The following is a 26,268-nucleotide window of genomic DNA, read 5'->3' as shown; positions in this document are numbered from 1 at the left end:
TTTCTGCACATGGAATCTGCGCATACGGGGAATTTCCTTACAGGCTCCGCGTCGTTAACTTAGTCAGCACTTCCACGCCCCCCCCGCTGGGCGCGCATTTGGCAATAGGAGACTCGCATGCAATACGTGAAACTCGGCAACACCGGTCTGGACATCTCCCGGCTGTGCCTGGGCTGCATGACCTTTGGCGAACCGGACGCCGGCACCCACCCCTGGACCCTGGGCGAAGCCGACAGCGGGCCGATCATCCGCCACGCCGTCGAGCAGGGGATCAACTTCTTCGATACCGCCAACAGCTACTCGGCCGGCACGTCCGAGGAAATCCTCGGCAAATGGCTGAAGGCCTATACCCGCCGCGACGAAACCGTGATCGCCACCAAGGTCTTCTACCCCGCCAACATGTGGCAAGGCGACGCCCGCCCCAACGAACAGGGCCTGTCACGCAAAGCCATCTTCAACGGCATCGACGCCAGCCTGCGCCGCCTCGGCACCGACTACGTCGACCTGTATCAGATCCACCGCTGGGACTACCACACGCCCATCGAAGAGACCATGGAAGCGCTGCACGACGTGGTGAAAGCCGGCAAGGCGCGCTACATCGGCGCCTCGTCGATGTTCGCCTGGCAGTTCGCCAAGGCCCAGCAAACGGCCGCCGCCAATGGCTGGACCCGTTTCGTGTCGATGCAGAACTACCTGAACCTGCTGTACCGCGAGGAAGAGCACGAAATGATCCCGCTGTGCCGCGACCAGGGCGTCGGCCTGATGCCGTGGAGCCCCATGGCGCGCGGTCGCCTGACCCGCCCCCAAGGGCAGCAGACGGCGCGGATCCTCAGCGACGAGTCGGGCGCGTCGTTCTTCGCCGGCAGCGAAGTGGAAGACGGCAAGGTGATCGATGTGGTCGAGCAAGTCGCGCTGGAGCGTGGCGTGCCGATGGCGCAGGTGGCGTTGGCCTGGGTGCTGAATAACCCTGGCGTGTCGGCGCCGATCGTCGGGGCGTCGAAGCCGGCGCAGCTGGACGATGCCATTGCAGCACTCGAGTTGAAGCTGACTGCGGAGGAGATCGCCCGATTGGAAGCGCCGTATGTGCCGCACAAGGTGACGGGGTTCAAGTGATGCAACCGGGCGCGGATCTCGACCCGCGCCCGTTCCCGCCTTTGAGGTGCGCTGCCGCGACGGCGGTGCACCTGTTCCAGTTTCCGGCGCACGGTGTGTCGCCCTTGCCCGTGGTGTGGGCCAGTGGCTCGGTGTTGGCGCTCAACCGAGGGTTCGCACCACGATAGCGGTGGCCTCGGCCAGCGCCGCCTCTCGCCAGGGCGACTTCGCTTCAGCGGCGCGGGTGTAGAGCGTCAGCACCCAGGGCGCACGGTTCGGCGGCCAGATCACGGCGACATCGGTCGCAACGCCGTAATCGCCCGAGCCGGTCTTGTCGCCGACCGTCCAATCCCCCGGCACGCCAGCACGAATGCGCTTTGCGCCCGTGGTGTTGCCCTTTAGCCAGGTCTGCAATTGCTGCTGGGCCGGCCCGTGCAAGCCGTCGCCAAGCGCCAGACGCTGCAAGCTGGTCGCCATGGCCTGCGGCGTGCTGGTATCGCGCGGGTCGTCGGGCAAGGCGCTGTTCAGGCTCGGCTCGTTGCGGTCCAGGCGGAACACATCGTCGCCCAGACGCCGGGCGAAAGCCGTGAGCGCTGCAGGGCCGCCGAGCACCTCGAGAAGCAGATTGGCCGCCGTGTTGTCGCTATGTTGCAAGGCAGCCGCGCAAAGGTCGGCGACGGTCATGCCGGCGTCGACGTGCCGTTGGGTGATGGGCGAGTAGACCACCAGCGTCTTGGCATCGAAGCGGATGCGCTTGGCCAACAAATCGGGCTGTTTTTGGCTCAGGTGCAACACCGCACCGGCGAGCATGACCTTGAAGGTGCTGCACAGCGCGAAGCGCTGGTCGGCGCGGTAGGCCAGGTGGCGGCCGCTGCCGGTGTCCAGGGCGTAGAGGCCCAAGGTGATGCCGTGGGTGTGTTCGAGCTGCTCGAACTGGCTGTTGATCGAGCGTGTCGCCCAGGCGGGTAAGGCCAGAAGTGCCGAACCGGCCAAGGCGCCTTGCAGCAAGGCGCGGCGCTTGAAAGCGAGGGACATGGCGAGGGTTTCCACTGTAAACACGGGAGCGTGGAGGCTAGTGGGTTTGTACCGGTAAGCCAAGGGCGTCAGGCGTGATGGGGGCAGATGTCTCGAACGATGCGCTCCGCATGGTTGCCCAGGCTTTCACCCACCGTTCATTTGCTGGACGTCGCTGGGCCGGCTCGACGTGATGCTATTGCTAAGGCGCAGGCAGCTCGGTCAATTCGACGTCATCCAGGAGGGTTTTGGCCAATGCGCTCAAATAGGTCGCGGCGCCCAGCAGCTTGTGGTCGTCTTCGAGATCGCCCTGCTCAACCAGATGGGTGATGTAGCCCAGGAGGATGGACGCGTGCTCGTGGGCGCAGGTGATTGGTACGCTGGAGGCTAGCCGAAACGCCGGCAAAACTGTCATGACTGGCGTCGAACGGAGGTCTTGATCTATGGCGGGATGTCCGGTCTGAGGATCATTCATGGCTAATCCCTCGGTTTGAAAAAAACTGACTGCGGCAGTCCATATTCCGTAGGCGGGAGATGCCTGGAAAACGTGGCGGATCGGGGACGATTTTCTTCATGTGGTCACCTGAATGCAGGATGGACGCTGCACCTTCCGTTTCCACGCGTTGGGTGGCAGCTGTACACGGGGTGGAAACCCGAGCGCATTCAGAAACCCGGTAGGCACAAGGCCTCCCGCGTACAGCCGCCATTGAAGACGATTTCTGAATGCTTGCGCGGGTTTCCACACCCGGCCGCTGAACGTTTCAGCGACCGAGAGAGCCTAGGGGGCAAGGGTTCCGTGGGCAATCAGACGGGAGTCGACAGATTGCGTAGGGTATTTCCTAGGACTGGTGATGAACAGCAGGCCGGCGTAGGAATGTGCCCAGCTTAACGTAGGAAATGTAGATGCATTGGAGGTGGGTTATCTTGTCGGCTTCTACTGCCCTATCACGACAATCCAATGCTCTATTCGCTCGTCTCCAATGGCCGACTGCAGGGGTCCGATCAAGCCGGACCGAACGTACCTTGGTGGAGTTTCACGAAAACGGTCCTGGCGGCAACGGCGCTGTCGCTCGTGCGAGACGGGTTGAACGGCTTGGACGACCACGTACCCGATGAGCCTTTCACCTTGCGGCAGTTGCTAAGGCACGAGGCAGGATTCGCTGATTACGGCGAGCTCCCGGCCTACCATGCCGCTGTCGCGAACGGCGAGTCCGCGTGGCCGGTCGAGGACATGATGCAGCGCTTGGACGGCACCAGGCTCAGGTACGACCCTGGAACAGGTTGGCGCTATTCCAATGTCGGCTACTGGCGGGTGGGCCGGCTCATCGAGCGTCTGACAGCACTGACACTCGATGAAGCCGTGGATCGCCGCACTCTGGCACCATTTGGGCTACAAAGCGTTCGCTTCGCGAGAACGCGTGAAGACATGCGAAGCAGCCCTCTCGGCGCCACCCCGGACTATGACCCGGCCTGGGTCTACCACGGCTTACTTATCGGGCCCCTGTCGCAAGCCGTGCTTTGCCTGGAGCGACTTCTCGCCAGTGACTTTCTCCCTCCAACGCTCATTGGGGAAATGCGTACGGCACGGATGTTGGGAGGCCCCATCGCCGGACGTCCGTGGTTTACGGCCGGCTATGGGCTCGGTGTGATGCAGGGTTCGATCGATGGTGGTATCACGCTGTGCGGGCATACGGGTCAAGGACCAGGCAGCACATTTGCCGTTTACCGCGCGCAGATCGGTGATGCGTCAGCGTGTTGTGCTGTGTATGCGTTGAACGGGACCGAAGGATCTGTCGAAACGGCCGCTGTAGAACGGCTCTTGCGAGCGTTCCAATAGCGCGAAAGCTCCACCACGGTGGGACGACAGCGGTGCGCAAGGTGGAAAGACCGGAAATGGCGGCCGCCAGGTGCCAAGGATTTCTGCGTACAACTGTCTTATCGACAGCTAATGTTTTCAACAGCCGGTATGGTCTGAATGTCAGGGACACATATGGGTCCCAGATGCACCAGTACTGGTTGCGTAAGACGTTTCCTAAACACGACGATGAAGACCTATACGCATAAGAATATTTCGCGCCCCGCGTGAAAAAAATACACAATTTGAAAAGCCCTTTCTGTCCGGTTCGTCTGATTGGAAGCGCAAGCGCGATTTTAGCCGCTTTTTTCCAAGCGATAAAAAATCTTTGGTAATGAAATACGGTTCTGGGCATAAATTCACAGGCGACATTAAGGGGAGTAAGCTCGTTCCTCAAAACATATCACGCATCCATGACCGGCTTACCAGGGATCATACCTCCGTGCCTTCTGAACATGATCTTGTATTTTCTTGGTGGAATACCAGCTTGGCGCCTTCAGCCATAACCAGATCCACTGCCACTGAAAAACTGATAGCTTGCCGAATCGTCATCGAATTAATTACGATTGTTCAAGCTGACTTTATTGCCCTAGGCGAGATGTCGGAAGAAGACCTGGCACATATCTCGCAAGTCTGCGCGGAATTCTCATACCGTGTGCACCCAGGGTTTACAAGAGCAGGCAGATCGCGCTTCGATACCTGCTATCTTGTGAACACGGCCAAGATCGATGTAATCCGTACGACCGACATCATTTCCACCAAAAGCGAATCCACGCTCAAAATTGCCAAAAGGGTAGAAATTGCAAGCCTCGTCGATGGCACGGTATTTCATATATTCGTGTCGCATTGGCCTAGTCGAATGTGGTGTCCCGAAAATCATGCAGACCGCCAAACCTATGGGTTGAGATTGAGGGACTCAGTCGAAGAGCTGTTCGCCCACTATAAGGACTGCCCGTATATCATCATGCTAGGCGATTACAATGACGAGCCTTTCGCTCAATCGCTCAGTGACCAAGTCTTGGCGAGCCGCGACGTAGAACTGGTCCGACGAAAGCGCACGCTGCTTTTCAACCCTTTCTGGCGTCACCTGTGCAGCCAACCTGGAGCCCATTCAAGCGCCGGCAGCTACTTTCACGCGGGAGGCACGCTCACAAAGTGGCGCACGTTCGATCAAATAATTTATTCTCAAGCTTTTCTCACCTCGAACAGATGGGTCTACAGGGAAGACAGTGGTTTGGTTTATGGGCCCGCACCGCTCATGGAACTGGTCACGCACCCTGAATTCAAGTTTGATCATTTGCCAGTCTATGGCAGAGTGAAAAGGAATACTGAACATGGCTAAATTCATCGAATCATTCAATCAAGGCATTCAGGCCGCGGACCAAGCGGCCAGGAATCTCGAAGAAATAGGTTCTGTCATCAGTCAACTCAGCGATGAAGTTGAAATTGCCAGTAGTGGAAAAATAAAAATCGAAATCACGCAACAGAACGAACCTATCAACAGATTCACATTCCAGATCGAAGACGCGTTTGACGGCACGCGTTACGAAGCGCTTACCGCATTCAATCCTGTGCAGCCCGAACATCAGGAAGAGTTGGCCAGATGGAAAGTATCAGACAGCGGCTATCCATGCCGCATAGAATTTCCGGACTCCGAGGTTTTTTGTGAGGATCGAGCTTCTCTCGAAAACGCATTGGCCAAATTGATCGCGACACCGGCAGTCGGCAAGAAGCTCAAGCACCTTATCGAATCCACAACGCAAACGCCCGATGTGTAAGCCTGTGAATCCCAGGCTCTTCGATGATTAGATAGCCGCTGCCGGCTGGGCTCCAGAACCTGGGCGGCCGCTGCCTCTGCTTGCGATCAACGATTGCGGCTTGTCGGAATACAGTTGCCAGGTGCTGGAACGCGGCCGTGTCGGCTATGAGATCGTCTACTTGACCTCAGGGGTGGCGGGGTTGCAATCGGCATTGAGAGCAGGACTTGGCATTGCGTGTCTCAACGCTAGTGCCATACCACTTGGCGTCGAGCCTTATAGGGCTGGTTTGCCTGCGTTGGCGCAAGCCAAGTTCCTGCTACTCCCTCCGCGTAAGGAGGAGTCTGCGCTAGTGGAAAATGTACGGCGATTGCTGCTGGATCATTTGGTATAGGGCTCGAGACGGGACAACGCTCTTTTCAGTCCAATCCATAAGTAGAGGCCCAGCGAACACACAGCTGAGCGAAAACTGACGCATAGCTTTTATGTGCGTCATTTCTGTACGTTCACGCACGCGCCAGGGAAACGAGGCATGGCCAGTGCTCGAGCCTTTGCCGAGAACCCGATCAATCAGGCATGCACACCCGTAGTCGATGGCCATCCGGATCGAGGGCCACAAATGTCAGTCCAAACACTGCGCGGTGAAGCGATTGCTCGATACGCACGCCTTCAGCCGCCCACTTTCGATGCAGATCTTCCACCTGCCTTTCCGTCTCCACCAGAAAAGCCACTTCGCTACGGTGGCCGCTGCCGCCGCTTTTGTAATCTTTGGCATCGGTCGACCAGAGACCCAAAGCCGTCCCCCCATCAAGTAAGAAAGACACATAACTGGGGAATGCCGACTGCGGTTTTCGGTCGAGCAACCTTTCATAAAAGGCGCCGCTTTGCTGAGGGTCTTTAACGTACAACAGGAACAAGTTCGGGCTTGCCATGGAAATATCCTCGCGTGGTGAAAGCCCGATGCTATTCGACGCTACTGACAGAAAATGTCAGCATCTATGCATGACCCGCACTCAACGACTCCTTTCCCTCCTGCAAATCCTGCGCGCGCGCCGCCATCCCGTGACGGGGCAACGGCTCGCGGAGGAGATGTCGGTCAGTTTGCGCACGGTGTATCGCGACATCGCCACGCTGCAGGCGCAAGGCGCCGACATTCGGGGTGAGGCCGGCATCGGCTATACGCTTCGTCCAGGCTTCGTGCTGCCACCGCTGATGTTCAATGAGCAAGAGCTCGATGCCTTGATACTCGGCATGCGTTGGGTGGCACAGCAACCTGACACGTCGCTGGCTCAAGCCGCCCTCGGCGTACTGTCCAAGGCAGAAGCGGTGTTGCCATCAGCCGTTGCTGATGGATTGTTCAAAACGCCGTTGTTCGCTGCATCCGCTCACTCTCGAGATGCCTATGGATTCGATGCGCAGGTGCTTGCGCGATGCCATACGCCTGGAGAAGAAAGTGCGTTTGGCCTATGTGAGTAAAACAGCCGTCGAGACGGAGCGCACGGTTTGGCCGCTGGGAATTGGCTATTTCGAGGATATGGAAATCCTGGCGGCGTGGTGTGAAACGCGCGGGGACTTCAGGCACTTCCTTTTGGATCGAATTCGATCCCTGACACGCCTCGATACCGACTTCAAAAACCAAGGGGGGTGGCTGTTGGCGAAGTGGCGAAGCTCGCGCCTGGATGTAACTCCGTGAACATCGCCCCTTGATGCTGGAGCTCGCAAGCCGGGTTCGCGGCATGCTCAGCGGATCGGCCCATGGCTAATGTGAAGAGACATACACAGAGGGCGTGGACGGCGCAGGCAGTGCATAGGTCGCCTTCATCCACTCGACCTCCGCCTGAGGCGTGCGCCCAAAGAACCGTTTGAATTCGCGGCTGAATTGCGAGGCGCTTTCGTAGCCCACCTGGAATGCCGCTGTGGAAGCGCTCATCGCATTGCGCAGCATCAGGAGTCGCGCCTGATGCAAGCGCGTCGACTTCAGGTATTGCATGGGCGACGCGTCCGTCACGCTGCGAAAGTGCAAGTGGAAACTGGGCACGCTCATGCTCGCTTCCTGGGCAAGGGACAGCACATCCAGGCGCTCCTGGTAGCAGCTGTGGATCTTGCGGATCGCCCGGGTGATCTTGCCGAAGTGCCCCTGGCGATCGAGCGCGGCGCGCATCGAGCCGCCCTGCTCGCCCGTCAGAATGCGGTAGTAGATCTCTCGCACCAGCGACGGCCCAAGTATGTGCGCTTCGGCCGGATCGCTCATCGCCTCGAGAAAGCGCAACGTCGAAGCGCGCAGCGAATCGTCCATCGGCGAGGCGTACATGCCTTTGGGCTGGGCATCGTTCGGCCCGAGCAGTTCGTCCATTTGCAGGATCAACTCGCTGGCGACCTGTAAGTCGAGGCGCATGTAGACCGCCAGCATGGGCTGCGCCTCGCTGGCGTCGGTCTCCATGGTGAAAGGCACAGGCACCGACACCACCAGGTAATGCTGGGCGTCGTAGACATACACGTCATCGCCCAGGTAACCACGCTTGCGTCCCTGGCACAGGATCACGATACCGGGGTCGTATAGCACTGGCGTGCGCGTCAATGCCCGGTTCGACCGCAAGAAGCGGACGTCTTCCAACGCGCTGAGGTTGTAGCCCTCGACGGGCGCTAGCCTTTCCATCAGGTGCACCATGCGCGAGGTACTGGGATCGGCCTGATTCATCGATGTCCTCTCTGCTGTTCGCTCAACCATCGGTGGTCAGGGTCAACGCTTCCCATTGGTCGATCTCCTTGGCCGCGCGACTCAGCCTGTCACGCACCAGCCCCAGGGCGTCGCTACCCAACAACAGATGCGCCGGTGGCGTCGGACTGGCGATGACCTGCAACATCGCCAGCGCCGCTTTGCGTGGGTCGCCGAGCTGCCTGCCGCTCTTTTCTTCGCGGGCCTTGCGTATCGAGTCGAAATTGGCGTCGTAGTCAGCGATGCTGCGGGGGGTGCGCTGCATCGAACGACCGGCCCAGTCGGTGCGAAACGAGCCAGGCGCCACGGCGGTCACGAAGATGTTGAAAGGTAGCAGCTCTTTGCTCAGCGTATCGGAGATCCCTTCGAGGGCAAACTTGCTACCGCAGTAGTACGCGATACCCGGCATCGTGATGGTGCCGCCCATGGACGTGACATTCAGAATTCGTCCCGCGCGCCGCTCGCGAAAATAAGGCAGAAACGCTTTGATCACCGCGACCGCGCCGAACACGTTGACGTCGAACTGGCGACGCATCTCCTCCAGTGGCGACTCTTCGAGGACGCCTTCGTGGCCGTAGCCGGCGTTGTTGACCAGCACGTCGACCGGACCGTGGGTCGCTTCGACGGCCGCCACTACGCTGTCGATCCGAGCGAAGTCGGTGACATCCAGCATCACCCCATGGGCGCGCTCGGCACAGAGCGCCTCGAAAGTTTGCAAAGCGGCATCACTGCGCACCGTGCCGATGACCCGGTAGCCTGCTGCGAGCGCTTCTTGCGCCAGCGCGTGGCCGAAGCCGCTGCTCACGCCAGTGATGAAGAGGGTTTTACTGCTGTTCATGGCAACTCCGGTCAGTAGGGACGAGGCCATGGTAGCTATCGAAAACTCGACCCCCTATGCCGGTTCGTATTTGAGCCTTGCCTATTCCTATTGGAGCCAACAGCTGAGCGGACGTGCATCGCTGACAGAACCCACTCCCTTGGCTGGTCGAGGCATGGGGATGCACAAAAGGAGGGGTATCGCCCACCAAGCGAACTCAAGAACGACGCCACGAGAAATAAGCCAAGCGCCCGAGCCGAAGCTCCGTAACGGCAAGCCCCAGCAAAATCAAACCCGCCCCCGCCAGCCGTTCAGGGGGCAAGCGATCGCCCGCGAGAAAGTAACCGAACACGCCGCTGAAGACCGGCTCGCAGATAAGGATCAACGCAACCTTCTCCGGCGCCAACACTGCCTGGACGCGGTTTTGAATGGCGTAGGCCAAGGCAGTCGCCACCAGCGCCAGGGTCAGAATCGTGAGTGTCGAAGGCAGCGTACCGGGCAAGGAAAACTGATGGGTGCCCAAGCTCCAGGCCAGGGAAGCCACACCGACGACGCCCAACTGTATGGCAGCCGAGGCCATCGCAACGTCAGGCGTCGTGAAGGTCGAAACGATCACGATATGGATCGCGAAGCAGGCGGCACAGCCCAGAATCAGCAGATCACCCTGGTGCACGGCGAACCCGTCCAGGCTCAATAGGGCCAGGCCGAGCATGGCGAGGGCCGTTCCCACCGCTTGCTTGAGACTGGGCCGCCCCCTGCCGATGAGAAAAACGAACAGCGGCGTGAAGACCGTGCACAAGCCCGTGATGAATCCGGCGTTCGAGGGCGTGGTGAGGGCCGTTCCGGAAGTTTGCAACGAGAACGCGGCGAAGAGCACCACACCCGCACACAGAGCACCCACCCAATCGCGGCACTGCAGGTTGTGGAATGAGCGGATAGAAAACGGCAACAGTGCCAGCGCCGCCAAGGTGAACATCCAGGCGTTCAGCGTGGAGGCCGCCATGCTGCCCAGCAGCGTGTGCTTGGCGACGAAGCTCCAACCCCAGATGGCCGTGACCGCCAATAGTGCGATTGACCAGAACGTGCGATGCGACATGGCGAAGCCTCCGGCAGGCATTTATACCGAATGCCTCACCAAAAACCGTATGTCAGCGGTACCCAGGAGGGCGCACGATAATTGAGCGCATGGGTATTGGCAACCATCGACGCCTCACCTGGGAAACTTCCGCAAATACCAAACGCTCCGCCCTACTGTTAGGCCATGGCAACGACCCCTGCATCCTTTCTCACTGGCCACCACTGCAACACCGCCCACACCACCTCCAGCACCAGTACCCCCCACACCAGCTGCGTCGCCCCTTGCCCCAGCGCATACCCCTGCCAGCACGCGAACAACACCCGCCCCGCCGCGTCATAACGTCCGAACCGCCGCTGCGGGTGACGGATACGCAACCAGGCCCACACGCAAACGATCGACCCCATCAGGTTCGCCATCAGCATGTGCAACGGCCCGAACGCTGGCATCTCGCCCGCCAAGCCAAGTGCCTGGTGCAGCGCCGACAATTGCCCCTGCAGCAGCACGAACGTCCACGGCGTGGCGAACGCCAACGTTACCAGCAGATCGTAGACGCCACTGGCCTGCACCAGCCTCAGATAACCACGTTCGCTCCACATATCCACGCTTCCTCGATCAATGAAGCCGGCAGGCTAAAGCCTGGGGTATGCTCCAAGGTCAACCCCCTACAAGGACGTTTCGATGCGTATCGGCGAACTGGCGCAGGCCTGTGGCGTAAGCCGGGATACCTTGCGCTTCTACGAAGAACGCGGGCTGATCCGGTCGCAGCGGTTGGCCAACGGCTACCGCGACTATCCCGCGCAAACGGTGCAATTGATGGATTTCATCCGCAATGCCCAGCGCTTGGGCTTCAGCCTGGGCGAAATCGGCAGCAACGTCGGCCACCTTTGGCAGGCCGACGACCCAGATCGGGCCGTGGCGCTGTTGTTGCAAGAAAAGCTGGGAGTGATCGAACAACGCCTGGTGGCGCTAGAGCACCTACGCGATGCCCTGCGCCACAGCCTCACCCTGGCCTGCCCACTGCGCAGCACAGCGGCCGGCGCGGCATCGGGCCTGGCGCAAGCGCCTCATCATCAGGCAGAGGCATCCAACGCCTGAGCGCCGCGCAGCGCGCGCGCCCGTTGTCGGCGCGCAAAGCCCAGCACCATCAGCAAGCCGATGCCGGCCATCGCCGCGCCAGCCGCCGGCAGCGCGGCATACCCAAAGCCTGCCTGAATCACCCCGCCACCTACGGCGGCGCCCACGGCATTGCCCAGGTTGAACGCACCGATGTTCACCGCCGAAGCCAGGTTGGGCGCGTCCTTGGCCGCTTCCATCACCCGCATCTGCAATGGCGGCACCAGGGCGAAGCTGGCCGCACCCCAGACCACCACGGCGATGGCGGTCGGCACCGACCAATCCAGCAGCGCCGGCAATACCAGCAATACGCCGATCAACACCACCAGCGACACGATCAAGGTGCGGTCGATGGAGCGGTCCGCCGCCTTGCCGCCCCACAGGTTGCCCAGGGTCAGACCGATGCCGAACAGCACCAGCATCGCCGTGACGAAGGCCGTCGACGCGCCCGCCTCGACCTGCAGGATCGGCGCGATGTAGGTGAACACCGTGAACATCGCGCTCGAACCCACTACCGTCAGCGCCAGAGCGGCCAGCACCTCGGGCTTGCACAGCACGCGCACCTCCGTCTTGACCCCGACGCCAGCCGGCGCTGGCAGCGACGGCAAGGCGAACCATAAGGCGGTCATCGCCACCAGGCCCAACCCGGCGATGCCCCAGAACGAAGCGCGCCAGCCCAGCAGCTCGCCGAACCAGGTCGCCAGCGGGACGCCGCCGATGGTGGCCAGCGTAAGCCCCATGAACATGGCCGCCACCGCGCCAGCGCGTTTGTCCGCCGGCACCACGCTGGCCGCGACGATGGCGCCGATGCCGAAGAACGCGCCGTGGTTCATCGAGGTGACCAGGCGTGCGGCAAGCAGGGTGAAGTAGCCGTCGGCCAGCGCCGACATGAGGTTGCCCAAGGTGAAGATCGCCATCAGCCCGATCAGCAACTGGCGGCGGCCCAGCCGCGCAGTGGCCAGGGTCATCAAAGGCGCGGCGATCAGCACGCCCAGGGCATAGGCGCTGACCAGCATGCCGGCGGCCGGGATGGTCACGCCCAGGTCGGTGGCGATACCGGGCAGCATGCCCATTGGCGCGAATTCGCTGACACCGATGCCGAAGGCACCGAGGGCCAGGGCAAGTAAAGGGGGATTGATACGCATGGAAATAGCTCCTGATCTTTGCTGCGAATGCTACGATCCCTCGCTGCGCCGCACTAGACGGCGCCTTGGCCAAAGACTTTTGCATGGGAGGCACAGATGGAAGTCAATGGACGCTCGGGTGAGATGGAGGTGTTCGCGCGCGTGGCCGAAGCGGGGAGCTTTTCCGCCGCCGCCCGTGCCTTGGGCCTTACCCCGTCGGCGGTCAGCCGGATCGTGGCGCGGACCGAACAGCGTCTGGGCACGCGGTTGCTGTTGCGCACCACGCGGGCCATCACCCTGACGCCTGAAGGCGAGGCTTACTTGCGCGGGGCGCGGCGCATTCTGGCGGATTTGCTGGAAGTCGAAGAGGCGATCACCGACCAGGACGTGCCACGCGGGCGGCTGCGGGTCAGCGCGGCGCTCGGGCATGGCCGCTTGAGCGTGGTGCCGCTGGTCGCAGCGTTCAGCGCCCGCTACCCGCAGGTGACGGTGGACCTGGCCTTGGGCGATGAGGTGGTCGACATCCTCGGGGGCCAGGCCGACGTGGCGATACGCTTCGGCCTGCTGCCCGACAGCTCGCTGAGCGCCCGGCAAATCGGCGCCACCGGCCAGGTCATCGTCGCCTCGCCCGATTATCTGGCGCGTTGCGGCGTGCCTCGGCAGCCTGAGGATCTGGCCGCGCACAACTGCCTGCGCTTCAATTTCCGCCGCGCCGCGCCTGACTGGCCGTTTCGCCGCGACGGCGAGGCCTTCAGCCTGAAGATCGCCGGCAACATCGCCTGCAGCAGCGGCGAGGCGCTGGCACAATTCGCCCGGCTGGGGGCCGGTATCGCCCGCATCGGCCGTTTCTCGGTGGCCGACGACTTGGCCAGCGGGCGTTTGCTGCCGTTGCTGGAGGACTTCAACCCTGGCGACCTGGAGCCGATCCACGCCGTGTTCGTCGGCGGCGCGGCGATGCCGGCCAGGGTGCGGGTGTTCGTGGACTTTCTGATCCAGCACCACCAGCCGCACCACTGGTGCCAACCTAAGGTACCGGCCGCTTAAACCCCTTCGCCCGCGAGAGGCAGGCCGTCGTCTTTGCGAATGCTCGGCGTTAGGTGCCGAGCGCTCCTCTGGAGCGCCTTCGATCTCAGCCCCTACCCTGCCCCAATGGCTCGCCTTGCGCCGCTTCCCTCAGCATCGCCTCGGCCAGCACCCGAAACCGTTGGGTCAATACGTTCTCGGGTCGGTCGGAAGGCAGCAGCAAGTACGTATAGAAACGCAACTCCGGCGCGAACGGCCGCAGGTCGATGGCGGTGTGCAAGTACTCGGCGGCCACCAGCGGGCTGACCACGCTCACCCCCAAGCCAAGTCCGACCAACGAGCACACGGTGGCGGCATGGGTCGCGTCCAGGTTGAGCACGCGGGGGTCTTCGTCGGCGAACAGCCGATCGAGCCGCGTTCGGGCGCCGTCGGTGTGCGACAGCGAGATGAACGCCTCGCCCTTCAAGTCCGCAGGGGTCACGACCTGCAGCGCACCGAGCCGGTGGCCCTTGGGGAAAATGCACACGCCAGGCACGTCGCAGATGATCTGCGAACGTACACCCGCCATGTCCTCGGCCACATAGGACACCAGGCAGACGTCGCAGAACCGCGTCGCCGCCCAATGCGCCACGTTCGGCGAGTCGTTGGTGTGGATGGAGATGTGCACGTGCGGGTTCTGCTGGCGGAAGCGCTGGATGATCGCCGGCAACAGGCCATGGGTCAGCGAGGGCACCGCGCCGATGCGCAGACGCCCAGTGCCGCCGCGCTTGAGGTGCTGGGCGGAGGTTTCCAGGCTGTGCAGCCCGATGAACGCGCGCTCCACGTCGGCGAAGAACTGCGCACCCTCGTCGGTGGGGACCAGTCGCCCGCCTACCCTTTCGAACAACTTGAAGCCATTGGCCCGTTCCAGTTGGGCGATCAGGCGGCTGACGTTGGGCTGCGAGGTGTGCAGCGCCTGCGCCGCTGCCGTCATCGAGCCGCAGAGCATGACCGCGCGGAAGGTTTCGATCTGCTTGAAATTGATGGCCATATCATTTCTGCATGACGGGTTGTTGTATTGTCATTTGATTGCATGACGCGCAGATTTTATAACTATCACTACATCGACGTCTGCCCCGACGCGGCGCGATACCCTCGAGCGCATACCGGCCACAACACGAACAAAAACCGGTGCTCCAGCTTCATTTCAGCTCTGCCCTTGTACTCACGCATCGCCCCGATCCACTGGCGCGGTGCAGACCGGTAATCAGGAGGCATCATGTCGTTCTCGTATAAGAAACTAAGCGCTGCATTGGCCCTGTCGTGCATGCCGTTGGCCGCAGTGTGCACCGTGCAAGCCGCCGACCTGCCGCCCGTGCCCACAGCCATCAAAGAGGCAGGCCAGATACGGGCCGGCGTGCGTTGCGACCAACCCCCCTATGGCTATCAAGACAACAAGGGCGAATTCGCCGGCGTGGAAGTGGAAATGGCCAAGCAGATTTCCCTGTGGGCCCTGGGCTCCAAGGACAAGGTCAGCTTCACCTGCGTAACGGCTGAAAATCGCGTGCCGCAGCTGCTGGGCCGCAAGGTCGACTTCCTGATCGCCACCCTGGGCGTCACCCCGGAACGCCAGCGGGTGATCGACTTCACCACGCCCTACCGCTGGGGCGCCAGCGACGTGGTGGTGAAGCAGGACAGCCCTGCACAAAAAATCGCCGACCTCAAAGGCAAGACCCTCGCCACGCTCAAGGGCTCGGTGCAGGCCAAGTGGTTCGAGGACCACATGCCCGACGTCAAGACCCTGCGCATGAACAGCGCCGCCGACGCGCTGCAAGCCTTCCGCCAGGGCCGTGCCGACGCCTACACCCATGATGCCGCCACCTTGGTGGTGGTCGCCGACAACGACAAGGACGCACGGCTGATCGGCGAGCCGTTCCAGATCTCCGATGCGGCCATCGGCGTGCGCAAGAACGAAGCGCAGTGGCGCGACTTCCTCAGCGCAGCGGTGCTGCGCATGCGCCAAGAGCACCTGTACCGCGGCTGGGTCGAGCAGTTCGTGCCCCAGAACATCCAGGGCTACTACATCAGTGTGTTCGAGCAGGCCAAACCTGCCGAAACGCTCTGACCGGCCGCCGCCATGGATTTCGACATCCATTACCTGATCGAGCAGTGGCCGGCCCTGCTCGACGGCGTGCTCATGACCCTGCGCGTCACGGTGCTGGCCATCCTCTGTTCGCTGCTGATCGGCGTGCTGGGCGGCGCGGTGCGCGTCATGCGAATCCCGGTGCTGTCGCAGGTCGCGGCGCTGTATGTGGAGTTGATCCGCAACACGCCGATCCTGGTGCAGCTGTTCTTCATCTTCTACGGCCTGCCGGCCATCGGTTTGGGGCTATCGCTGTTCTGGTCGGGGGTGGTGTGCCTGTCGCTGTGGGCCGGGGCCTACCAGATCGAAAACATCCGCGGCGGGCTGGCCACCGTGGAGCGCGGCATGCGCGAGGCGAGCCTGGCGCTGAGTCTCAAACCGCTGCAGTACTTCGCCCTGATCGCCATGCCGATCGCGTTCCGCACCAGCCTGCCGGCGATGCTCAACACTGCGATTTCGCTGTTGAAGAACTCGTCCTACCTGCAGGCCATCGGCCTGGCGGAGCTGACCTTCGTCGCCGTGGACCGCATCGCCACGGACTTTCGCGCCATCGAGATGTTCACCGCCATCTGCGTCATGTACCTGGTGCTGGTCGGTGCCCTGGCGCTGTTGACTGCGCGGCTGTCCGCCCACCTGCAACGTCCTTTCAGGCAGTGAGGCACCTATGAACTTCATCCTCGAAAACTGGAGCTTCGTGTGCAAAGGCTTGTTGATGACCCTGTATCTGGCGCTGGTGGTGCTGCTGTTCACCACGCTGATCTCGGCCGTGCTCGGCGTGCTGGCCACGGTCAAGCACCGCCTGCTGGCGTGGGCGATCCATGCCTATGTCGAGCTGTTCCGCTCGATTCCGCTGATCGTCAACGTGTTCTTCATCTTCTTCGGCGCGCCGATGTTCGGCGTGGACCTGAGCCCCTTCGCCGCCGTCACCGTGGGCCTGACCCTGTGGGGCAGCGCCAACGGCATCGAAATCGTCCGCGGTGGGCTGGAATCGGTGTCCGTGCACCAGTGGAAAAGCGCCTGGGCGCTGGGCCTGCGCCCTTGGCAGATCTACCTGCACGTGATCGTGCCGCAGTCGATGAAGGCCATTCTGCCGGCCTACACCGGGCTGCTGACGATCCTGGTGCAAGCCACCTCCTTGGGCGCACTGGTAGGCGTGGGGGAATTCCTCAAGGTCGGCCAAATCATCATCGAACGCGAAACCGTCATGACGGGCGTCAGCCCGGCCTTCGCCGTCTACGGCGTGGTGTTGCTGGTGTACTTCGTCATCTGCTCCGCACTGACCTGGCTCAGCCGTTATCTCGAACGTCGTCTGGGTCGCCCGGCGGCACGTCCTTCACTTGGAGAGGTTCCAGAATGCAAGCATCCAAAGTCAGTCGGCGCCTGAAAGAAAGCACTGCGCCCGAGGTGAACGAGTACATCTACCGCCCACGCCTGGAAGGCTTCGCCAGTGGCTTTGCGAACCTGGGCAACGTCAACAAGGCGCACATCCTGATGCTCGCCGAACAGGGCCTGATCCGTGGCGAGCATGCCAGTGTGCTGGCCAGGGGCGTGCTGGACATGGAGCAGGCCGGGCCGGAGGCGGTCGAGCTCGATCCTTCCCGCGAGGACGCCTATTTCAACTACGAGGCGCACCTGATCGAGCACATCGGTGCCGACATCGGCGGGCGCCTGCACACCGGCCGCAGCCGCAACGACATCCTCGCCACCCTCGACCGCCTGCGCTGCCGCGACCTGTTGATGGACCTGATCGACGAACTGGCGACGGTGCGCGCCACGGCCCTGCACGGCGCCAAGACCTACGCCAACGTGGTGATGCCCGGCTACACCCATCTGCAACCGGCGCAACCGATCACCTACGGTTATTACCTGAGCGCGGTGGAACAGGCGCTGGAGCGCGACAGCAAGCGCCTGATCCAGACCCTCGATTCGATGAACCAGTGCCCGCTCGGTGCCGCCGCGTTCGCTGGCACACCCTTCGACATCGACCGCGCGCGCACCGCCGAACTGCTGGGCTTCGACGGCTACCTGGACAATGCCCTGGACGCCATCGGCTCGCGCGACTTCCTGCTCGAGAGCCTGTCGCACCTGAGCAACCTGGCGGTGTTCTGGAGCCGCGTCGCGCAGGACTACTTCGTCTGGAGCACCCATGAGTTCAACCTCATCGACTTTCCCGACAGCGTCGCTGCTACCTCCAGCATCATGCCGCAGAAGAAGAACCCCACCGTGCTGGAGTACCTCAAAGGCCGCAGCGGGCATATCGTCGGCCTGTTGATGGGCGCGAGCGTGACCATCAAGGGCACCAACTTCTCCCACACCGGCGACGGCAACCGCGAAGGCACCCGTGGCTTCTGGGAGGCGGCCGAAGAGAGCCTGCGCTGCCTGAAACTGCTGGACCTGGTGCTGCGCACCGCCACCCCCAACGTCGACCTGGCAGCCCGCCGTGCCGGCGAAGACTTCTCCACCGCCACCGGCTTGGCCGACCTGATGGTGCGCAACGTCGACCTGTCGTTCCGCGAGGCCCACCACGTGGTCGGTGGCGTGGTGCGCATGGCCATGGACCAGGGCCTACCGGCCCACCGGATCACCACGCAGATGGTCGATGCCTGTGCCCTCGAGCAACTGGGCCATGCCTTGAACCTGCCGGAGCAGCACGTGCGCGAGTGCCTCGACCCGGTCTGCAATGTGCAGGGCCGCCGCTCCGCAGGCGGCCCCTCGCTCGGCGTCCTGCTGCCAAGCCTGGTGCGCGCCAGCGAACGCCTGGATGCCGAGCGCACCGCTAACCGGCAACGCCGCGAGCGCATGAGCGCGGCCGACCTCAACCTGCAAGCCCTGACCCGGGCGCGGGCGGGCCTATGAGCACGATCCTGACGGTTCGCGACCTGCATAAGCGGTTCGGCACGCACGAGGTGGTCAAGGGTGTGGACATGGATGTTCGCCAAGGCGAAGTGGTGGTCATCATCGGCCCCAGCGGCTCGGGCAAGTCCACTTTCATCCGCTGCCTGAACAGCCTGGAGCCGCCCTCCCAAGGTAGCGTGGTGATCGGCGGTAGCGACCAGGCCAGTGCGGGTGACCGCAAGGCCCTGGCCAGGCTGCGCGAGGACGTGGGCATGGTGTTCCAGGACTACACCTTGTTCCCGCACATGACGGTGCTGGCCAACATGACCCTCGCCCCGGTCAAGCTCAGGCGCGCGACCCAGGCGCAAGCCCAGGCCCATGCCCTCGCCCTGCTCGACCGCGTCGGCCTGCGGCACAAGGCCGAGCACTATCCGGCAGCGCTGTCGGGCGGCCAGCAACAGCGGGTGGCGATCGTGCGCGCCTTGGCCATGAGGCCCAAGCTGATGCTGTTCGACGAACCCACCTCCGCCCTCGACCCGGAAACCGTCGGCGACGTGCTGAACGTGATGAAGGGCCTGGCGGCCGAAGGCATGACCATGATCGTCGTTACCCACGAAATGGGATTCGCCCGCGAAGTGGCCGACCGCGTGGTGTTCTTCGACGCCGGCAGGGTGGTCGAAAGCGGCCCGCCGTCCGAGATATTCACCGCACCGAAGCAGCCCCGCACCCGGCAGTTCCTGGACAGCGTCCTGCACTGAGCGAACGGCAAGGAGTTCGAAATGAGCGAAGCGATCCGCAACCCTCTGCAGCCACAACCCATGATCCAGATGGAAAACGTCAACAAGTGGTATGGCGACTTCCAGGTGCTCAAGAACATCAACCTCAGCGTGCAGCAGGGCGAGCGCATCGTGCTGTGCGGCCCGTCCGGCTCGGGTAAATCGACCACCCTCCGCTGCCTGAACCGTCTTGAGGAGCACCAGGAAGGCCGCATCGTCGTCGGCGGCGTCGAACTGACCCAAGACGCCCGGCAGGTCGAAGCCATCCGCCGCGAAGTCGGCATGGTGTTCCAACATTTCAACCTGTTTCCGCACCTGACCATCCTGCAGAACTGCACCCTCGCCCCGGTCTGGGCCCGCAAGATGCCACGTCGGGAGGCGCAAGCCCTGGCGATGCATTACCTGGAACGGGTACGCATTCCCGAACAGGCCCACAAATATCCCGGCCAACTGTCAGGTGGCCAGCAGCAACGCGTGGCCATCGCCCGGGCGTTGTGCATGCAACCCAAGATCATGCTGTTCGACGAACCGACATCGGCGCTGGACCCGGAGATGGTCAAGGAAGTGCTCGACACCATGGTTGCTCTGGCCGAAGACGGCATGACCATGGTCTGCGTGACACACGAAATGGGCTTTGCCCGGACCGTGGCCCATCGCGTGGTGTTCATGGACCAGGGCGAGGTGGTCGAGCAGGCGACGCCCAAGGCGTTCTTCGAGCGCCCGCAGAGCGAGCGGGGGCGATTGTTCTTGAGTCAGGTGCTGCATTGAACCTGCGCTGTACGAGGCATCGACCCGCATAGGCAAGCGGGCGCGCCGTGGGGTCTGCGCTGCACGAGCGGTCGCTAGGAGTTTCGACGCCGCTCAACGTCGATTCACCACCCGCGCCAGCGCAAAGGTACTGGCCACCGCCAGCACTACCGCCACCGCGATCGCCGGCCCTGTGCCCCACGCCATGATCGTGGCATGCATCGCCAGATAGAAACCGATCACCCCCACCGCGCCAATGGCATTGCCGCGCACGATGGTCGCCAGCTCGAAACGCCCGCCCTGCACATGGGCAAACACCATCAACGGCCAGGCGATCACCGGAATCGGCGCCAGCATGCCGCTCGCCACCGGCCCCAGCCGCTCGGCGCTGGTGGTGATGGCCAGCAGCAGCAAGGTGGCGGTGGCCATGCGCAGGGGGATCACCCAGCGTGGCGTCGGCACCAGGCGGGCACTGCCAAGGCTGGGATGGGGCCGGGTGGCGACGAGGTTGGCGACCAACATCGCCACGGTGACCGCCACGGGCAACGCCAGGCCGCCCAGCTGGCTCATGCACCAGGCGCCGACACCGTAGAACGGCAACGACACGCAGCATGCCAGCCAGGCCGCGCAGCGCCGGGTGCTGAGGAAATAGCACAGGTAGGTCGCCTGCACCGCGGCCAGTCCCGCCAACGCGCCGGGCACCGCGTGCAGGGCGAAGGCCGGGCCTTGTTCCAGGCCGATGAACAGCATCACCAGCGCCGAGGTCAGCGGCAGGCCGGACAGCAGGCCGCCCAGTTGCGTGCCCCAGCGCTTGCCGGCCAGGGAAATGCCCAGCATGAGCATGGGCGTGATCAACAGCTTGAGATAGAAAACGGACATGAAGGTGTGTCGAATCATGACAGGCGGGTGTGCAGCATGCCGCAAAGCGCGGCGCTTGGGGAATCCTGTGGGAACGATTGCAGCGTGCGCGGGCCTCACGCTACGTCACCCCGGCGCCTGCCAGCGGCGCAGCTTTAGAACGAGGACCGACCATGAGCCTGATTCCCGACCTGAACGGTCCTGCCGAAGTGGTGATCGTCGGTGCCAGCCAGGGCATCGGCCTGGCGCTGTGCCGCGCCCTGCTCGACCGCGACGATGTGCGGCGGGTATGGGCGGTCGCGCGGACGGCGGCCGGCAACGCCGATCTGGCGCAGCTAGGCGTCCGCCACGGTGCGAAACTGCAACGCATCGACTGCGATGCGCGCGATGAGCAAGCGTTGGCCGATCTGGCCGCCGCACTGCGGGCCGACGGAGCAGCACCGAATTTGGTGGTATGCACGCTAGGCATCCTGCACCAGCAAGGCGCCCGGGCAGAGAAGTCACTGGCGCAACTCGACCTGGCCGGTCTGCAAGCCACGTTCGCCAGCAACGCCTTCGCCCCGATCCTGCTGCTCAAGCACCTGCTGCCGCTGCTGCGCAAGCAACCCACGACCTTCGCGGCGCTGTCGGCGCGGGTCGGCTCCATCGGCGACAACCATCTGGGCGGCTGGTACAGCTACCGGGCCAGCAAAGCGGCGCTGAACCAGCTGCTGCGCAGCGCCAGCATCGAGCTCAAGCGCTTGAACCCGCAGGCCACGGTGCTTTCGTTGCATCCGGGGACGACCGACACAGCATTGTCCCAGCCGTTCCAGGCGAACGTGCCGGCCGAACGACTATTCACCCCAGCCTACACCGCAGACCGCCTGTTGCAGGTGATCGCCCGGCATGGGCCTGCCGACAGCGGCAGCTTCTGGGCCTGGGACGACACGCCGATCGAGTGGTAGTACCCCCGCGAACGCACGTCGACCAGGCTAACGTCAGGTGCCAGGACGGCAACGCCGTTCTGGTCCGAGCCCCCGTCCCCTCACGTCCTGAACTTACCCACCAACCCGTTCAAATCCACCGCCAACCGCGACAGCTCCGCACTGGCCATGCTGGTCTGGTGCGCCCCCGTGGCGCTCTGCACCGACAGGTCGTTGATGTTCACCAGGTTGCGGTCCACCTCGCGCGCCACCTGGGCCTGCTCTTCGGCGGCGCTGGCGATCACCAGGTTGCGTTCGTTGATCTGCGAGACGGCGCTGGCGATGGTGTCCAGGGCCAGACCCGCACCGCGGGCCATGTTCAAGGTCGATTCGGCGCGTTCGGTGCTGGTGCGCATCGATTCCACGGCCTGTTCGGTGCCGCCCTGGATGCTGCCGATCATGCGTTCGATGTCGCTGGTGGACTGCTGCGTGCGGTGCGCCAGCGCCCGTACCTCGTCGGCCACCACGGCAAAACCGCGCCCGGCTTCGCCCGCCCGCGCCGCCTCGATGGCGGCGTTGAGCGCCAGCAGGTTGGTCTGGTCGGCCAGGCCGCGGATCACGTCCAGCACCTTGCCGATGTCGCGCGACTGCCCAGCCAAGTCCTCGACCAGTTGCCCAGTGGCTTGCACATCGCCGCTCATGCGCTCGATGGCGCTGACGGTTTCCAGCACCAGGTCGCGTCCGTCGCCGGCCGTGCGGTTGGCATCGGCCGACGCCTGCGAGGTGCTCACGGCGTTACGCGCCACCTCTTCCACGGCGCTGCTCATTTCCGTCACGGCAGTAGCGGCCTGCTGGATCTCGGCGTTCTGCTGGGCCAGGCCCCGGGCGCTTTCGTCGGTGACGCTGTTGAGCTCTTCGGCAGCCGACGACAACTGCGTGGCGGAACCGGCGATCTGCTGCACGGTGTCGCGCAGTTGCGTCTGCATGGTCGCCATGGCCTGCAGCAAGCGCGCAGGCTCGTCGGTGCCGCTGGCGTCGATGGGGTGGGTCAGGTCGCCGGAGGCGATCCATTCGGCGGTGCGCAAGGCGTTTTCGACCGGTTTGACGATGCTGCGGGTGAGCAGGAAGGCGAAGGCGAAGGTCAGCAAGGTCGCGAAGATCAACAGACCGATCACCAGTTCGATGGCCGATTGGTAGCTGCTTTCTGCGGCGGCGTTGCTCTGCCGGCTCATTTGCGTGTTGAACTGCACCAGCTCGTCCATCACCTGGTTGATGGCTTCGGAGTTGTGCAGCATGTCGCCGTTGAGCAGCGCGCGCAGCTCGTCGAGGCGCTCGTTGCGGCTGAGGTCGCGGGCGCGGCTTTCCAGTTGCCGGTACTCACCCAGCAGCTTGCCGAAATGGTCGAAGATCACCTGTTCGTTCGGCGCTTCCACCAAGGCCTGGTAGGCCTGTTGGGCCTTGTCGGTCTGGGCGTGGCGCTCGTCCATGCGCGCCAGAGTGTCGGCCTGTGCCTGCGGGTCGCGATTGCTGAGCAGGGTGTAGCCGAGGGTGCGCAGGCGCTGGTTGACGCTGGTCAGTTCGTTGAGCGCCTTGATGCTGGGGATGCTGACCGATTCGATTCTGAGCCCGGCCTGACGGATCTCACCCATCTGCACCAGAGAAAAGATCCCCAGCCCCAGCATCAGCAGACCGACGAAAGCAAAGCCCAGCAGGGCGCGGGGGGCGATGTTCAAACTGCGTATCGACATGGAAACGTTATCCGATGGGGATCGCGTTCCATGCGACAAGAAAAAGGGCCTATCCGGTTATCGGTAAGGCCCGGCGAGTCTTGAGCGCAATCGTGAGAAATGACCGACCCCGTAGATAGGGCCAGTCGGCTTTACAGCACGCTGGCGAGAAACTCGCGAAAGCGCGGGTGCTGCGGGTCGTCCAGCAACGAACGGGCGTCGCCCTGCTCGACGATCTTTCCCTGATCCATGAACACGATATTGTCCGCCACTTCACGGGCAAAACCGATCTCATGGGTCACCACCACCATGGTGATGCCCGAGTGCGCCAGCTGCTTCATCACCTGCAGCACTTCGCCCACCAGTTCCGGGTCCAGGGCCGAAGTCGGCTCATCGAACAGCAGCACTTGCGGCTGCATGGCCAGGGCACGGGCGATCGCTACGCGCTGCTGCTGCCCGCCGGAAAGCTCGCGAGGCCAGGCATCGGCGCGGTGAGCCAGGCCCACCTGCTCCAGCAAGGCCATGGCCCGCGCCTGCACCTCGCTGCGTTTCTGCCCAAGGATGCGCAAGGGTGCATCGACGATGTTCTGCAACACCGTGCGGTGCGGGAACAGGTTGAACTGCTGGAACACCATGCCGATGCGCTGGCGCTGCGCGGCCACGCGCTTTTCCGGCAGTTCGTGCAGCGTCTGCCCTTTGCGCGTGTAGCCGATCAAGATCTCCCCGACGTGGATGGTGCCGCCGTCGAGCTTCTCCAGATGGTTGATGCAGCGCAGCAAGGTCGATTTGCCCGAGCCCGAAGGCCCGAGGATCACCGTCACCGAACCGGCCGCGATGTCGAGGTCGATGTCCTTGAGCACCGTATTGCCGGAAAACTGTTTGCGCACCCCGCGCAGGTGGATCGACTCGCTCATGCTTCGGACTCCTGGCGGGTGACGCTACGGCCCAGCCAGTTGCGCCGGCCTTGGGTGTTGCCGCGGCTGAAGCGCACTTCGATGAAGTGTTGCAGCACCGACAGCACGGAGGTCATCAGCAAGTACCAGGCAGTGGCCACCAGCAGCAGCGGAATCACTTCATAGGTGCGCTGGTAGATGATCTGCGCCGAGTACAGCACGTCCTGCAAAGCGATCACCGAGACCACGGCGGTGGTTTTCAACTGGCCGATCACCTCGTTGCCGGCTGGCGGCAGGATGGTGCGCATGGCCTGGGGCAAGACGGTCTGGCGGAAGATCTGCCCGGGGCGATACCCCAGTGCCTTGGCCGCCTCCAATTGGCCGACGCCCACGCTCTGGATGCCGGCGCGAATGATCTCAGCGGCATAGGCCGACTGATGGATCACCAACGCCAACACCGCTGCGCTGAACGGGCTGATGACCTCGTTGGTGGCCGCGCTCCACACCTCGCCCACCCACGGCAGGCTCAGGGCCAAGCGTGGGTAAAGGGCGGCGATGTTGTACCAGAGGAACAGCTGCACCAGCATCGGCACCGCGCGGAAGAACCAAGTGTAGGCCCAGCTCACCGCCACCAGCACCGGGTTGGACGACAGGCGCATCAGCGCCAGCAATGTGCCCCCGGCGAAGCCGAACACCACCGAAATCAGGGTGAGCTTGATGGTCATCAGCACACCGTCGAGGATCGACGTTTCGGTGAGGTTGGCAGCCACCACGTCCCACTCGAAGCGCGGGTTGTCGAGCATCGAGTGCAGCACCAAACCCAGCACCGCGATCACCACCGCAGCGCTGGCCCAACGCCCCCAATGGCGGTTGGCGACGATGCGCAGGCCGGCGCCGTCGGCGTCGAACCCTGGCTTCATTTGATGTTTTCTTCGTTGAGGCCAGCCGATTTGACCGCACCGAAGCCGATTTCCCACTTGTCGAGGATCTGCTGGTAGGTGCCGTCGGCGATCAGCGAGTTGAGCGCGGCCTGGATCGGTTTACCCAGCGGCGACTGCTTGGGCAGCGCGATGGAAACGATGGTGTCCTCGATGGTGATCTCGCCGGCCAGGGTCAGTGCCTTGACGTGGCTGGCTTGGTAACGCAGACCCTCGTAGGGGCCGAAGAACATCGGTACGCGGCTGCTGATCACGGCCTGCACGCCGGCCGGACGGTCGGGGAAGATCGGTACGTTGATGGCTTTCTTGCCGGCGGCCACACAGGCGTCGCTGGCCTGTTGCAGGCGCGTCACCTGGGAGGTGCCGGCACCGGCGCCGACCGTCTGGCCGCACAGGGCGTCGAGGCTGTCGAACGGCCCGAGGTTGGCGTCGGCGCGGCCGATCAGCGCCAGCTTGGAGGCGTTGTAGTAGCCGACGAAGTCCACCTGCTCCAGGCGCTTGGCGTTGGCGTCGATGTTCGCCAGGGCAGCGTCGTAACGGCCTGACTTGAGGCCCGGAATGATGTTGTCGAAGCCGCCGGTGTCCTTGAGTTGCAGCTGCACGCCCAGGCGGTCGGCCACGGCGCTGATGATGTCGATCTCACGGCCGGCGAGGGTCTTGTTATCGGCCTGGTAGAAGGTGGTCGGCGGCGTGTTGGGGTTGGTACCGGCGACGATGTAGCCGCGCTTCTGGATCGCCTCGGGCAAGCTGGCGTGCAGCTTTGCATCCGCTGCGGGTTTGGCGGTGGCGTCGAACGGCACACTGCCCGGCGCGGGCGCGGCAAAGGCGCCGGGAACGGCCAGCAGCGCGGCGACGGCGCTGATCAATGCAGGTTTATTCAT

The 26,268-nt window shown here is 63.2% G+C and carries 29 protein-coding genes and 1 pseudogene; 15 read left to right on the top strand and 15 right to left on the bottom strand.

Annotated elements, in window-relative coordinates:
- The first annotated feature begins 117 nt into the window (after positions 1-117).
- Complete coding sequence (locus ACSMEV_RS13375) at positions 118-1,113, top strand: aldo/keto reductase (protein ID WP_459205573.1); 996 nt, start codon at positions 118-120, stop codon at positions 1,111-1,113.
- A gap of 141 nt (positions 1,114-1,254) precedes the next feature.
- On the opposite strand, the gene bla is transcribed toward ACSMEV_RS13375, so the two are convergent.
- Entirely contained in the window at positions 1,255-2,127 is an 873-nt protein-coding gene (gene bla / locus ACSMEV_RS13370) for a class A beta-lactamase (protein ID WP_459205572.1), read from the bottom strand.
- Between the two features lie 181 nt (positions 2,128-2,308).
- On the bottom strand, positions 2,309-2,521 hold the full coding sequence (locus ACSMEV_RS13365; RefSeq protein ID WP_459208345.1) for a DUF3077 domain-containing protein: 213 nt from the start codon (positions 2,519-2,521) through the stop codon (positions 2,309-2,311).
- 543 nt (positions 2,522-3,064) lie between these two features.
- On the opposite strand from ACSMEV_RS13365, the gene ACSMEV_RS13360 reads away from it, so the two are divergent.
- From ACSMEV_RS13360 to ACSMEV_RS13350, 3 genes are all read left to right on the top strand, one after another.
- Positions 3,065-3,943, top strand: a complete 879-nt coding sequence (locus ACSMEV_RS13360) for a serine hydrolase domain-containing protein (RefSeq protein WP_459205571.1) — start codon at positions 3,065-3,067, stop codon at positions 3,941-3,943.
- A gap of 352 nt (positions 3,944-4,295) precedes the next feature.
- Positions 4,296-5,303, top strand: coding sequence for an endonuclease/exonuclease/phosphatase family protein (locus ACSMEV_RS13355; protein WP_459205570.1), 1,008 nt, complete (start codon positions 4,296-4,298; stop codon positions 5,301-5,303).
- On the top strand, positions 5,296-5,739 hold the full coding sequence (locus ACSMEV_RS13350; protein ID WP_459205569.1) for a hypothetical protein: 444 nt from the start codon (positions 5,296-5,298) through the stop codon (positions 5,737-5,739). Before ACSMEV_RS13355 ends, ACSMEV_RS13350 begins: the two co-directional genes overlap by 8 nt.
- 545 nt (positions 5,740-6,284) lie before the next feature.
- Here the strand turns inward: ACSMEV_RS13350 and ACSMEV_RS13345 are convergent.
- On the bottom strand, positions 6,285-6,650 hold the full coding sequence (locus ACSMEV_RS13345) for a VOC family protein (protein WP_459205568.1): 366 nt from the start codon (positions 6,648-6,650) through the stop codon (positions 6,285-6,287).
- 70 nt (positions 6,651-6,720) lie between these two features.
- Between ACSMEV_RS13345 and ACSMEV_RS13340 the strand changes: the two genes are divergently transcribed.
- Both ACSMEV_RS13340 and ACSMEV_RS13335 read left to right on the top strand, forming a co-directional pair.
- On the top strand, positions 6,721-7,194 hold the full coding sequence (locus ACSMEV_RS13340; protein WP_459205567.1) for a helix-turn-helix transcriptional regulator: 474 nt from the start codon (positions 6,721-6,723) through the stop codon (positions 7,192-7,194).
- Positions 7,115-7,411: a helix-turn-helix transcriptional regulator gene (locus ACSMEV_RS13335; RefSeq protein ID WP_459205566.1), complete on the top strand. Its 297-nt coding sequence runs from the start codon at positions 7,115-7,117 to the stop codon at positions 7,409-7,411. Before ACSMEV_RS13340 ends, ACSMEV_RS13335 begins: the two co-directional genes overlap by 80 nt.
- Before the next feature lie 66 nt (positions 7,412-7,477).
- On the opposite strand, the gene ACSMEV_RS13330 is transcribed toward ACSMEV_RS13335, so the two are convergent.
- The 4 genes from ACSMEV_RS13330 to ACSMEV_RS13315 form a co-directional block, all read right to left on the bottom strand.
- Positions 7,478-8,416, bottom strand: a complete 939-nt coding sequence (locus ACSMEV_RS13330; protein WP_459205565.1) for an AraC family transcriptional regulator — start codon at positions 8,414-8,416, stop codon at positions 7,478-7,480.
- Between the two features lie 22 nt (positions 8,417-8,438).
- The gene (locus ACSMEV_RS13325) at positions 8,439-9,272 is read right to left on the bottom strand and encodes an oxidoreductase (protein WP_459205564.1); all 834 of its coding nucleotides are present in this window, start codon (positions 9,270-9,272) and stop codon (positions 8,439-8,441) included.
- A gap of 196 nt (positions 9,273-9,468) precedes the next feature.
- Positions 9,469-10,347, bottom strand: a complete 879-nt coding sequence (locus ACSMEV_RS13320; protein WP_459205563.1) for a DMT family transporter — start codon at positions 10,345-10,347, stop codon at positions 9,469-9,471.
- Between the two features lie 158 nt (positions 10,348-10,505).
- Entirely contained in the window at positions 10,506-10,925 is a 420-nt protein-coding gene (locus tag ACSMEV_RS13315; RefSeq protein ID WP_459205562.1) for a hypothetical protein, read from the bottom strand.
- Positions 10,926-11,007: 82 nt separating this feature from the next.
- Between ACSMEV_RS13315 and ACSMEV_RS13310 the strand changes: the two genes are divergently transcribed.
- A complete protein-coding gene (locus tag ACSMEV_RS13310) occupies positions 11,008-11,424 on the top strand; it encodes a MerR family transcriptional regulator (protein WP_459205561.1) in 417 nt (138 codons plus the stop codon).
- On the opposite strand, the gene ACSMEV_RS13305 is transcribed toward ACSMEV_RS13310, so the two are convergent.
- Positions 11,400-12,587: an MFS transporter gene (locus ACSMEV_RS13305; RefSeq protein ID WP_459205560.1), complete on the bottom strand. Its 1,188-nt coding sequence runs from the start codon at positions 12,585-12,587 to the stop codon at positions 11,400-11,402. The two genes, ACSMEV_RS13310 and ACSMEV_RS13305, sit on opposite strands and share 25 nt — an antisense overlap.
- Positions 12,588-12,683: 96 nt before the next feature.
- On the opposite strand from ACSMEV_RS13305, the gene ACSMEV_RS13300 reads away from it, so the two are divergent.
- Entirely contained in the window at positions 12,684-13,610 is a 927-nt protein-coding gene (locus ACSMEV_RS13300; RefSeq protein ID WP_459205559.1) for a LysR family transcriptional regulator, read from the top strand.
- An 85-nt stretch (positions 13,611-13,695) separates the two neighbouring features.
- Here the strand turns inward: ACSMEV_RS13300 and ACSMEV_RS13295 are convergent, their stop codons facing one another.
- Entirely contained in the window at positions 13,696-14,619 is a 924-nt protein-coding gene (locus ACSMEV_RS13295; protein ID WP_313739024.1) for a LysR substrate-binding domain-containing protein, read from the bottom strand.
- A gap of 228 nt (positions 14,620-14,847) precedes the next feature.
- Here ACSMEV_RS13295 and ACSMEV_RS13290 point away from each other — a divergent pair, with 228 nt between their 5' ends.
- From ACSMEV_RS13290 to ACSMEV_RS13265, 6 genes are read left to right on the top strand one after another with little or no spacing between them, the layout of a single operon-like run.
- Positions 14,848-15,693, top strand: a complete 846-nt coding sequence (locus tag ACSMEV_RS13290; protein WP_459205558.1) for a transporter substrate-binding domain-containing protein — start codon at positions 14,848-14,850, stop codon at positions 15,691-15,693.
- 12 nt (positions 15,694-15,705) lie between these two features.
- On the top strand, positions 15,706-16,368 hold the full coding sequence (locus ACSMEV_RS13285) for an amino acid ABC transporter permease (RefSeq protein ID WP_459205557.1): 663 nt from the start codon (positions 15,706-15,708) through the stop codon (positions 16,366-16,368).
- A 7-nt stretch (positions 16,369-16,375) separates the two neighbouring features.
- Positions 16,376-17,095 (top strand): amino acid ABC transporter permease, encoded by a 720-nt coding sequence (locus ACSMEV_RS13280; RefSeq protein WP_459205556.1) that lies wholly within the window; start codon positions 16,376-16,378, stop codon positions 17,093-17,095.
- Positions 17,065-18,567, top strand: a complete 1,503-nt coding sequence (gene argH / locus ACSMEV_RS13275; protein ID WP_459205555.1) for an argininosuccinate lyase — start codon at positions 17,065-17,067, stop codon at positions 18,565-18,567. Before ACSMEV_RS13280 ends, argH begins: the two co-directional genes overlap by 31 nt.
- Positions 18,564-19,304 carry an amino acid ABC transporter ATP-binding protein gene (locus ACSMEV_RS13270; RefSeq protein WP_459205554.1) on the top strand — a complete coding sequence of 247 codons (741 nt, stop codon included), beginning with the start codon at positions 18,564-18,566 and terminating at the stop codon, positions 19,302-19,304. Before argH ends, ACSMEV_RS13270 begins: the two co-directional genes overlap by 4 nt.
- Before the next feature lie 21 nt (positions 19,305-19,325).
- On the top strand, positions 19,326-20,090 hold the full coding sequence (locus tag ACSMEV_RS13265; protein WP_459205553.1) for an amino acid ABC transporter ATP-binding protein: 765 nt from the start codon (positions 19,326-19,328) through the stop codon (positions 20,088-20,090).
- Positions 20,091-20,183: 93 nt separating this feature from the next.
- Here the strand turns inward: ACSMEV_RS13265 and ACSMEV_RS13260 are convergent, their stop codons facing one another.
- Positions 20,184-20,948: a hypothetical protein gene (locus tag ACSMEV_RS13260; RefSeq protein WP_459205552.1), complete on the bottom strand. Its 765-nt coding sequence runs from the start codon at positions 20,946-20,948 to the stop codon at positions 20,184-20,186.
- Between the two features lie 152 nt (positions 20,949-21,100).
- Here ACSMEV_RS13260 and ACSMEV_RS13255 point away from each other — a divergent pair, with 152 nt between their 5' ends.
- On the top strand, positions 21,101-21,871 hold the full coding sequence (locus tag ACSMEV_RS13255; protein WP_459205551.1) for an SDR family NAD(P)-dependent oxidoreductase: 771 nt from the start codon (positions 21,101-21,103) through the stop codon (positions 21,869-21,871).
- Positions 21,872-21,951: 80 nt separating this feature from the next.
- On the opposite strand, the gene ACSMEV_RS13250 is transcribed toward ACSMEV_RS13255, so the two are convergent.
- From ACSMEV_RS13250 to ACSMEV_RS13230, 5 genes and pseudogenes are all read right to left on the bottom strand, one after another.
- A complete protein-coding gene (locus tag ACSMEV_RS13250) occupies positions 21,952-22,815 on the bottom strand; it encodes a methyl-accepting chemotaxis protein (RefSeq protein ID WP_459208344.1) in 864 nt (287 codons plus the stop codon).
- Positions 22,807-23,577, bottom strand: a pseudogene (locus tag ACSMEV_RS13245) (MCP four helix bundle domain-containing protein); the annotation flags it as partial. The gene ACSMEV_RS13250 and the pseudogene ACSMEV_RS13245, both read right to left, overlap by 9 nt.
- Before the next feature lie 131 nt (positions 23,578-23,708).
- Positions 23,709-24,470: an amino acid ABC transporter ATP-binding protein gene (locus ACSMEV_RS13240; RefSeq protein WP_459205550.1), complete on the bottom strand. Its 762-nt coding sequence runs from the start codon at positions 24,468-24,470 to the stop codon at positions 23,709-23,711.
- Entirely contained in the window at positions 24,467-25,369 is a 903-nt protein-coding gene (locus ACSMEV_RS13235; protein ID WP_459205549.1) for an amino acid ABC transporter permease, read from the bottom strand. Before ACSMEV_RS13235 ends, ACSMEV_RS13240 begins: the two co-directional genes overlap by 4 nt.
- Positions 25,366-26,268 (bottom strand): ABC transporter substrate-binding protein, encoded by a 903-nt coding sequence (locus ACSMEV_RS13230; protein ID WP_459205548.1) that lies wholly within the window; start codon positions 26,266-26,268, stop codon positions 25,366-25,368. The genes ACSMEV_RS13235 and ACSMEV_RS13230 overlap by 4 nt, the downstream gene beginning before the upstream one ends.

It is taken from the genome of Pseudomonas sp. MLB6B (assembly GCF_054508135.1).
This window is presented reverse-complemented; position numbering and strand designations above follow the sequence as displayed.

Bases quoted from the DNA above. Each gene is read 5' to 3' on its own strand.
- ACSMEV_RS13360 (WP_459205571.1), top strand. From the start codon at position 3,065: ATGCTCTATTCGCTCGTCTCCAATGGCCGACTGCAGGGGTCCGATCAA.
- ACSMEV_RS13255 (WP_459205551.1), top strand. From the start codon at position 21,101: ATGAGCCTGATTCCCGACCTGAACGGTCCTGCCGAAGTGGTGATCGTC.
- ACSMEV_RS13355 (WP_459205570.1), top strand. From the start codon at position 4,296: ATGAAATACGGTTCTGGGCATAAATTCACAGGCGACATTAAGGGGAGT.
- ACSMEV_RS13265 (WP_459205553.1), top strand. From the start codon at position 19,326: ATGAGCGAAGCGATCCGCAACCCTCTGCAGCCACAACCCATGATCCAG.
- ACSMEV_RS13235 (WP_459205549.1), bottom strand. From the start codon at position 25,369: ATGAAGCCAGGGTTCGACGCCGACGGCGCCGGCCTGCGCATCGTCGCC.
- ACSMEV_RS13260 (WP_459205552.1), bottom strand. From the start codon at position 20,948: ATGTCCGTTTTCTATCTCAAGCTGTTGATCACGCCCATGCTCATGCTG.
- ACSMEV_RS13350 (WP_459205569.1), top strand. From the start codon at position 5,296: ATGGCTAAATTCATCGAATCATTCAATCAAGGCATTCAGGCCGCGGAC.
- ACSMEV_RS13310 (WP_459205561.1), top strand. From the start codon at position 11,008: ATGCGTATCGGCGAACTGGCGCAGGCCTGTGGCGTAAGCCGGGATACC.
- ACSMEV_RS13230 (WP_459205548.1), bottom strand. From the start codon at position 26,268: ATGAATAAACCTGCATTGATCAGCGCCGTCGCCGCGCTGCTGGCCGTT.
- ACSMEV_RS13300 (WP_459205559.1), top strand. From the start codon at position 12,684: ATGGAAGTCAATGGACGCTCGGGTGAGATGGAGGTGTTCGCGCGCGTG.
- bla (WP_459205572.1), bottom strand. From the start codon at position 2,127: ATGTCCCTCGCTTTCAAGCGCCGCGCCTTGCTGCAAGGCGCCTTGGCC.
- ACSMEV_RS13295 (WP_313739024.1), bottom strand. From the start codon at position 14,619: ATGGCCATCAATTTCAAGCAGATCGAAACCTTCCGCGCGGTCATGCTC.
- ACSMEV_RS13250 (WP_459208344.1), bottom strand. From the start codon at position 22,815: ATGCAGACGCAACTGCGCGACACCGTGCAGCAGATCGCCGGTTCCGCC.
- ACSMEV_RS13345 (WP_459205568.1), bottom strand. From the start codon at position 6,650: ATGGCAAGCCCGAACTTGTTCCTGTTGTACGTTAAAGACCCTCAGCAA.
- ACSMEV_RS13240 (WP_459205550.1), bottom strand. From the start codon at position 24,470: ATGAGCGAGTCGATCCACCTGCGCGGGGTGCGCAAACAGTTTTCCGGC.
- argH (WP_459205555.1), top strand. From the start codon at position 17,065: ATGCAAGCATCCAAAGTCAGTCGGCGCCTGAAAGAAAGCACTGCGCCC.
- ACSMEV_RS13325 (WP_459205564.1), bottom strand. From the start codon at position 9,272: ATGAACAGCAGTAAAACCCTCTTCATCACTGGCGTGAGCAGCGGCTTC.
- ACSMEV_RS13375 (WP_459205573.1), top strand. From the start codon at position 118: ATGCAATACGTGAAACTCGGCAACACCGGTCTGGACATCTCCCGGCTG.
- ACSMEV_RS13365 (WP_459208345.1), bottom strand. From the start codon at position 2,521: ATGACAGTTTTGCCGGCGTTTCGGCTAGCCTCCAGCGTACCAATCACC.
- ACSMEV_RS13320 (WP_459205563.1), bottom strand. From the start codon at position 10,347: ATGTCGCATCGCACGTTCTGGTCAATCGCACTATTGGCGGTCACGGCC.
- ACSMEV_RS13285 (WP_459205557.1), top strand. From the start codon at position 15,706: ATGGATTTCGACATCCATTACCTGATCGAGCAGTGGCCGGCCCTGCTC.
- ACSMEV_RS13315 (WP_459205562.1), bottom strand. From the start codon at position 10,925: ATGTGGAGCGAACGTGGTTATCTGAGGCTGGTGCAGGCCAGTGGCGTC.
- ACSMEV_RS13280 (WP_459205556.1), top strand. From the start codon at position 16,376: ATGAACTTCATCCTCGAAAACTGGAGCTTCGTGTGCAAAGGCTTGTTG.
- ACSMEV_RS13330 (WP_459205565.1), bottom strand. From the start codon at position 8,416: ATGAATCAGGCCGATCCCAGTACCTCGCGCATGGTGCACCTGATGGAA.
- ACSMEV_RS13270 (WP_459205554.1), top strand. From the start codon at position 18,564: ATGAGCACGATCCTGACGGTTCGCGACCTGCATAAGCGGTTCGGCACG.
- ACSMEV_RS13335 (WP_459205566.1), top strand. From the start codon at position 7,115: ATGCCTATGGATTCGATGCGCAGGTGCTTGCGCGATGCCATACGCCTG.
- ACSMEV_RS13290 (WP_459205558.1), top strand. From the start codon at position 14,848: ATGTCGTTCTCGTATAAGAAACTAAGCGCTGCATTGGCCCTGTCGTGC.
- ACSMEV_RS13305 (WP_459205560.1), bottom strand. From the start codon at position 12,587: ATGCGTATCAATCCCCCTTTACTTGCCCTGGCCCTCGGTGCCTTCGGC.
- ACSMEV_RS13340 (WP_459205567.1), top strand. From the start codon at position 6,721: ATGACCCGCACTCAACGACTCCTTTCCCTCCTGCAAATCCTGCGCGCG.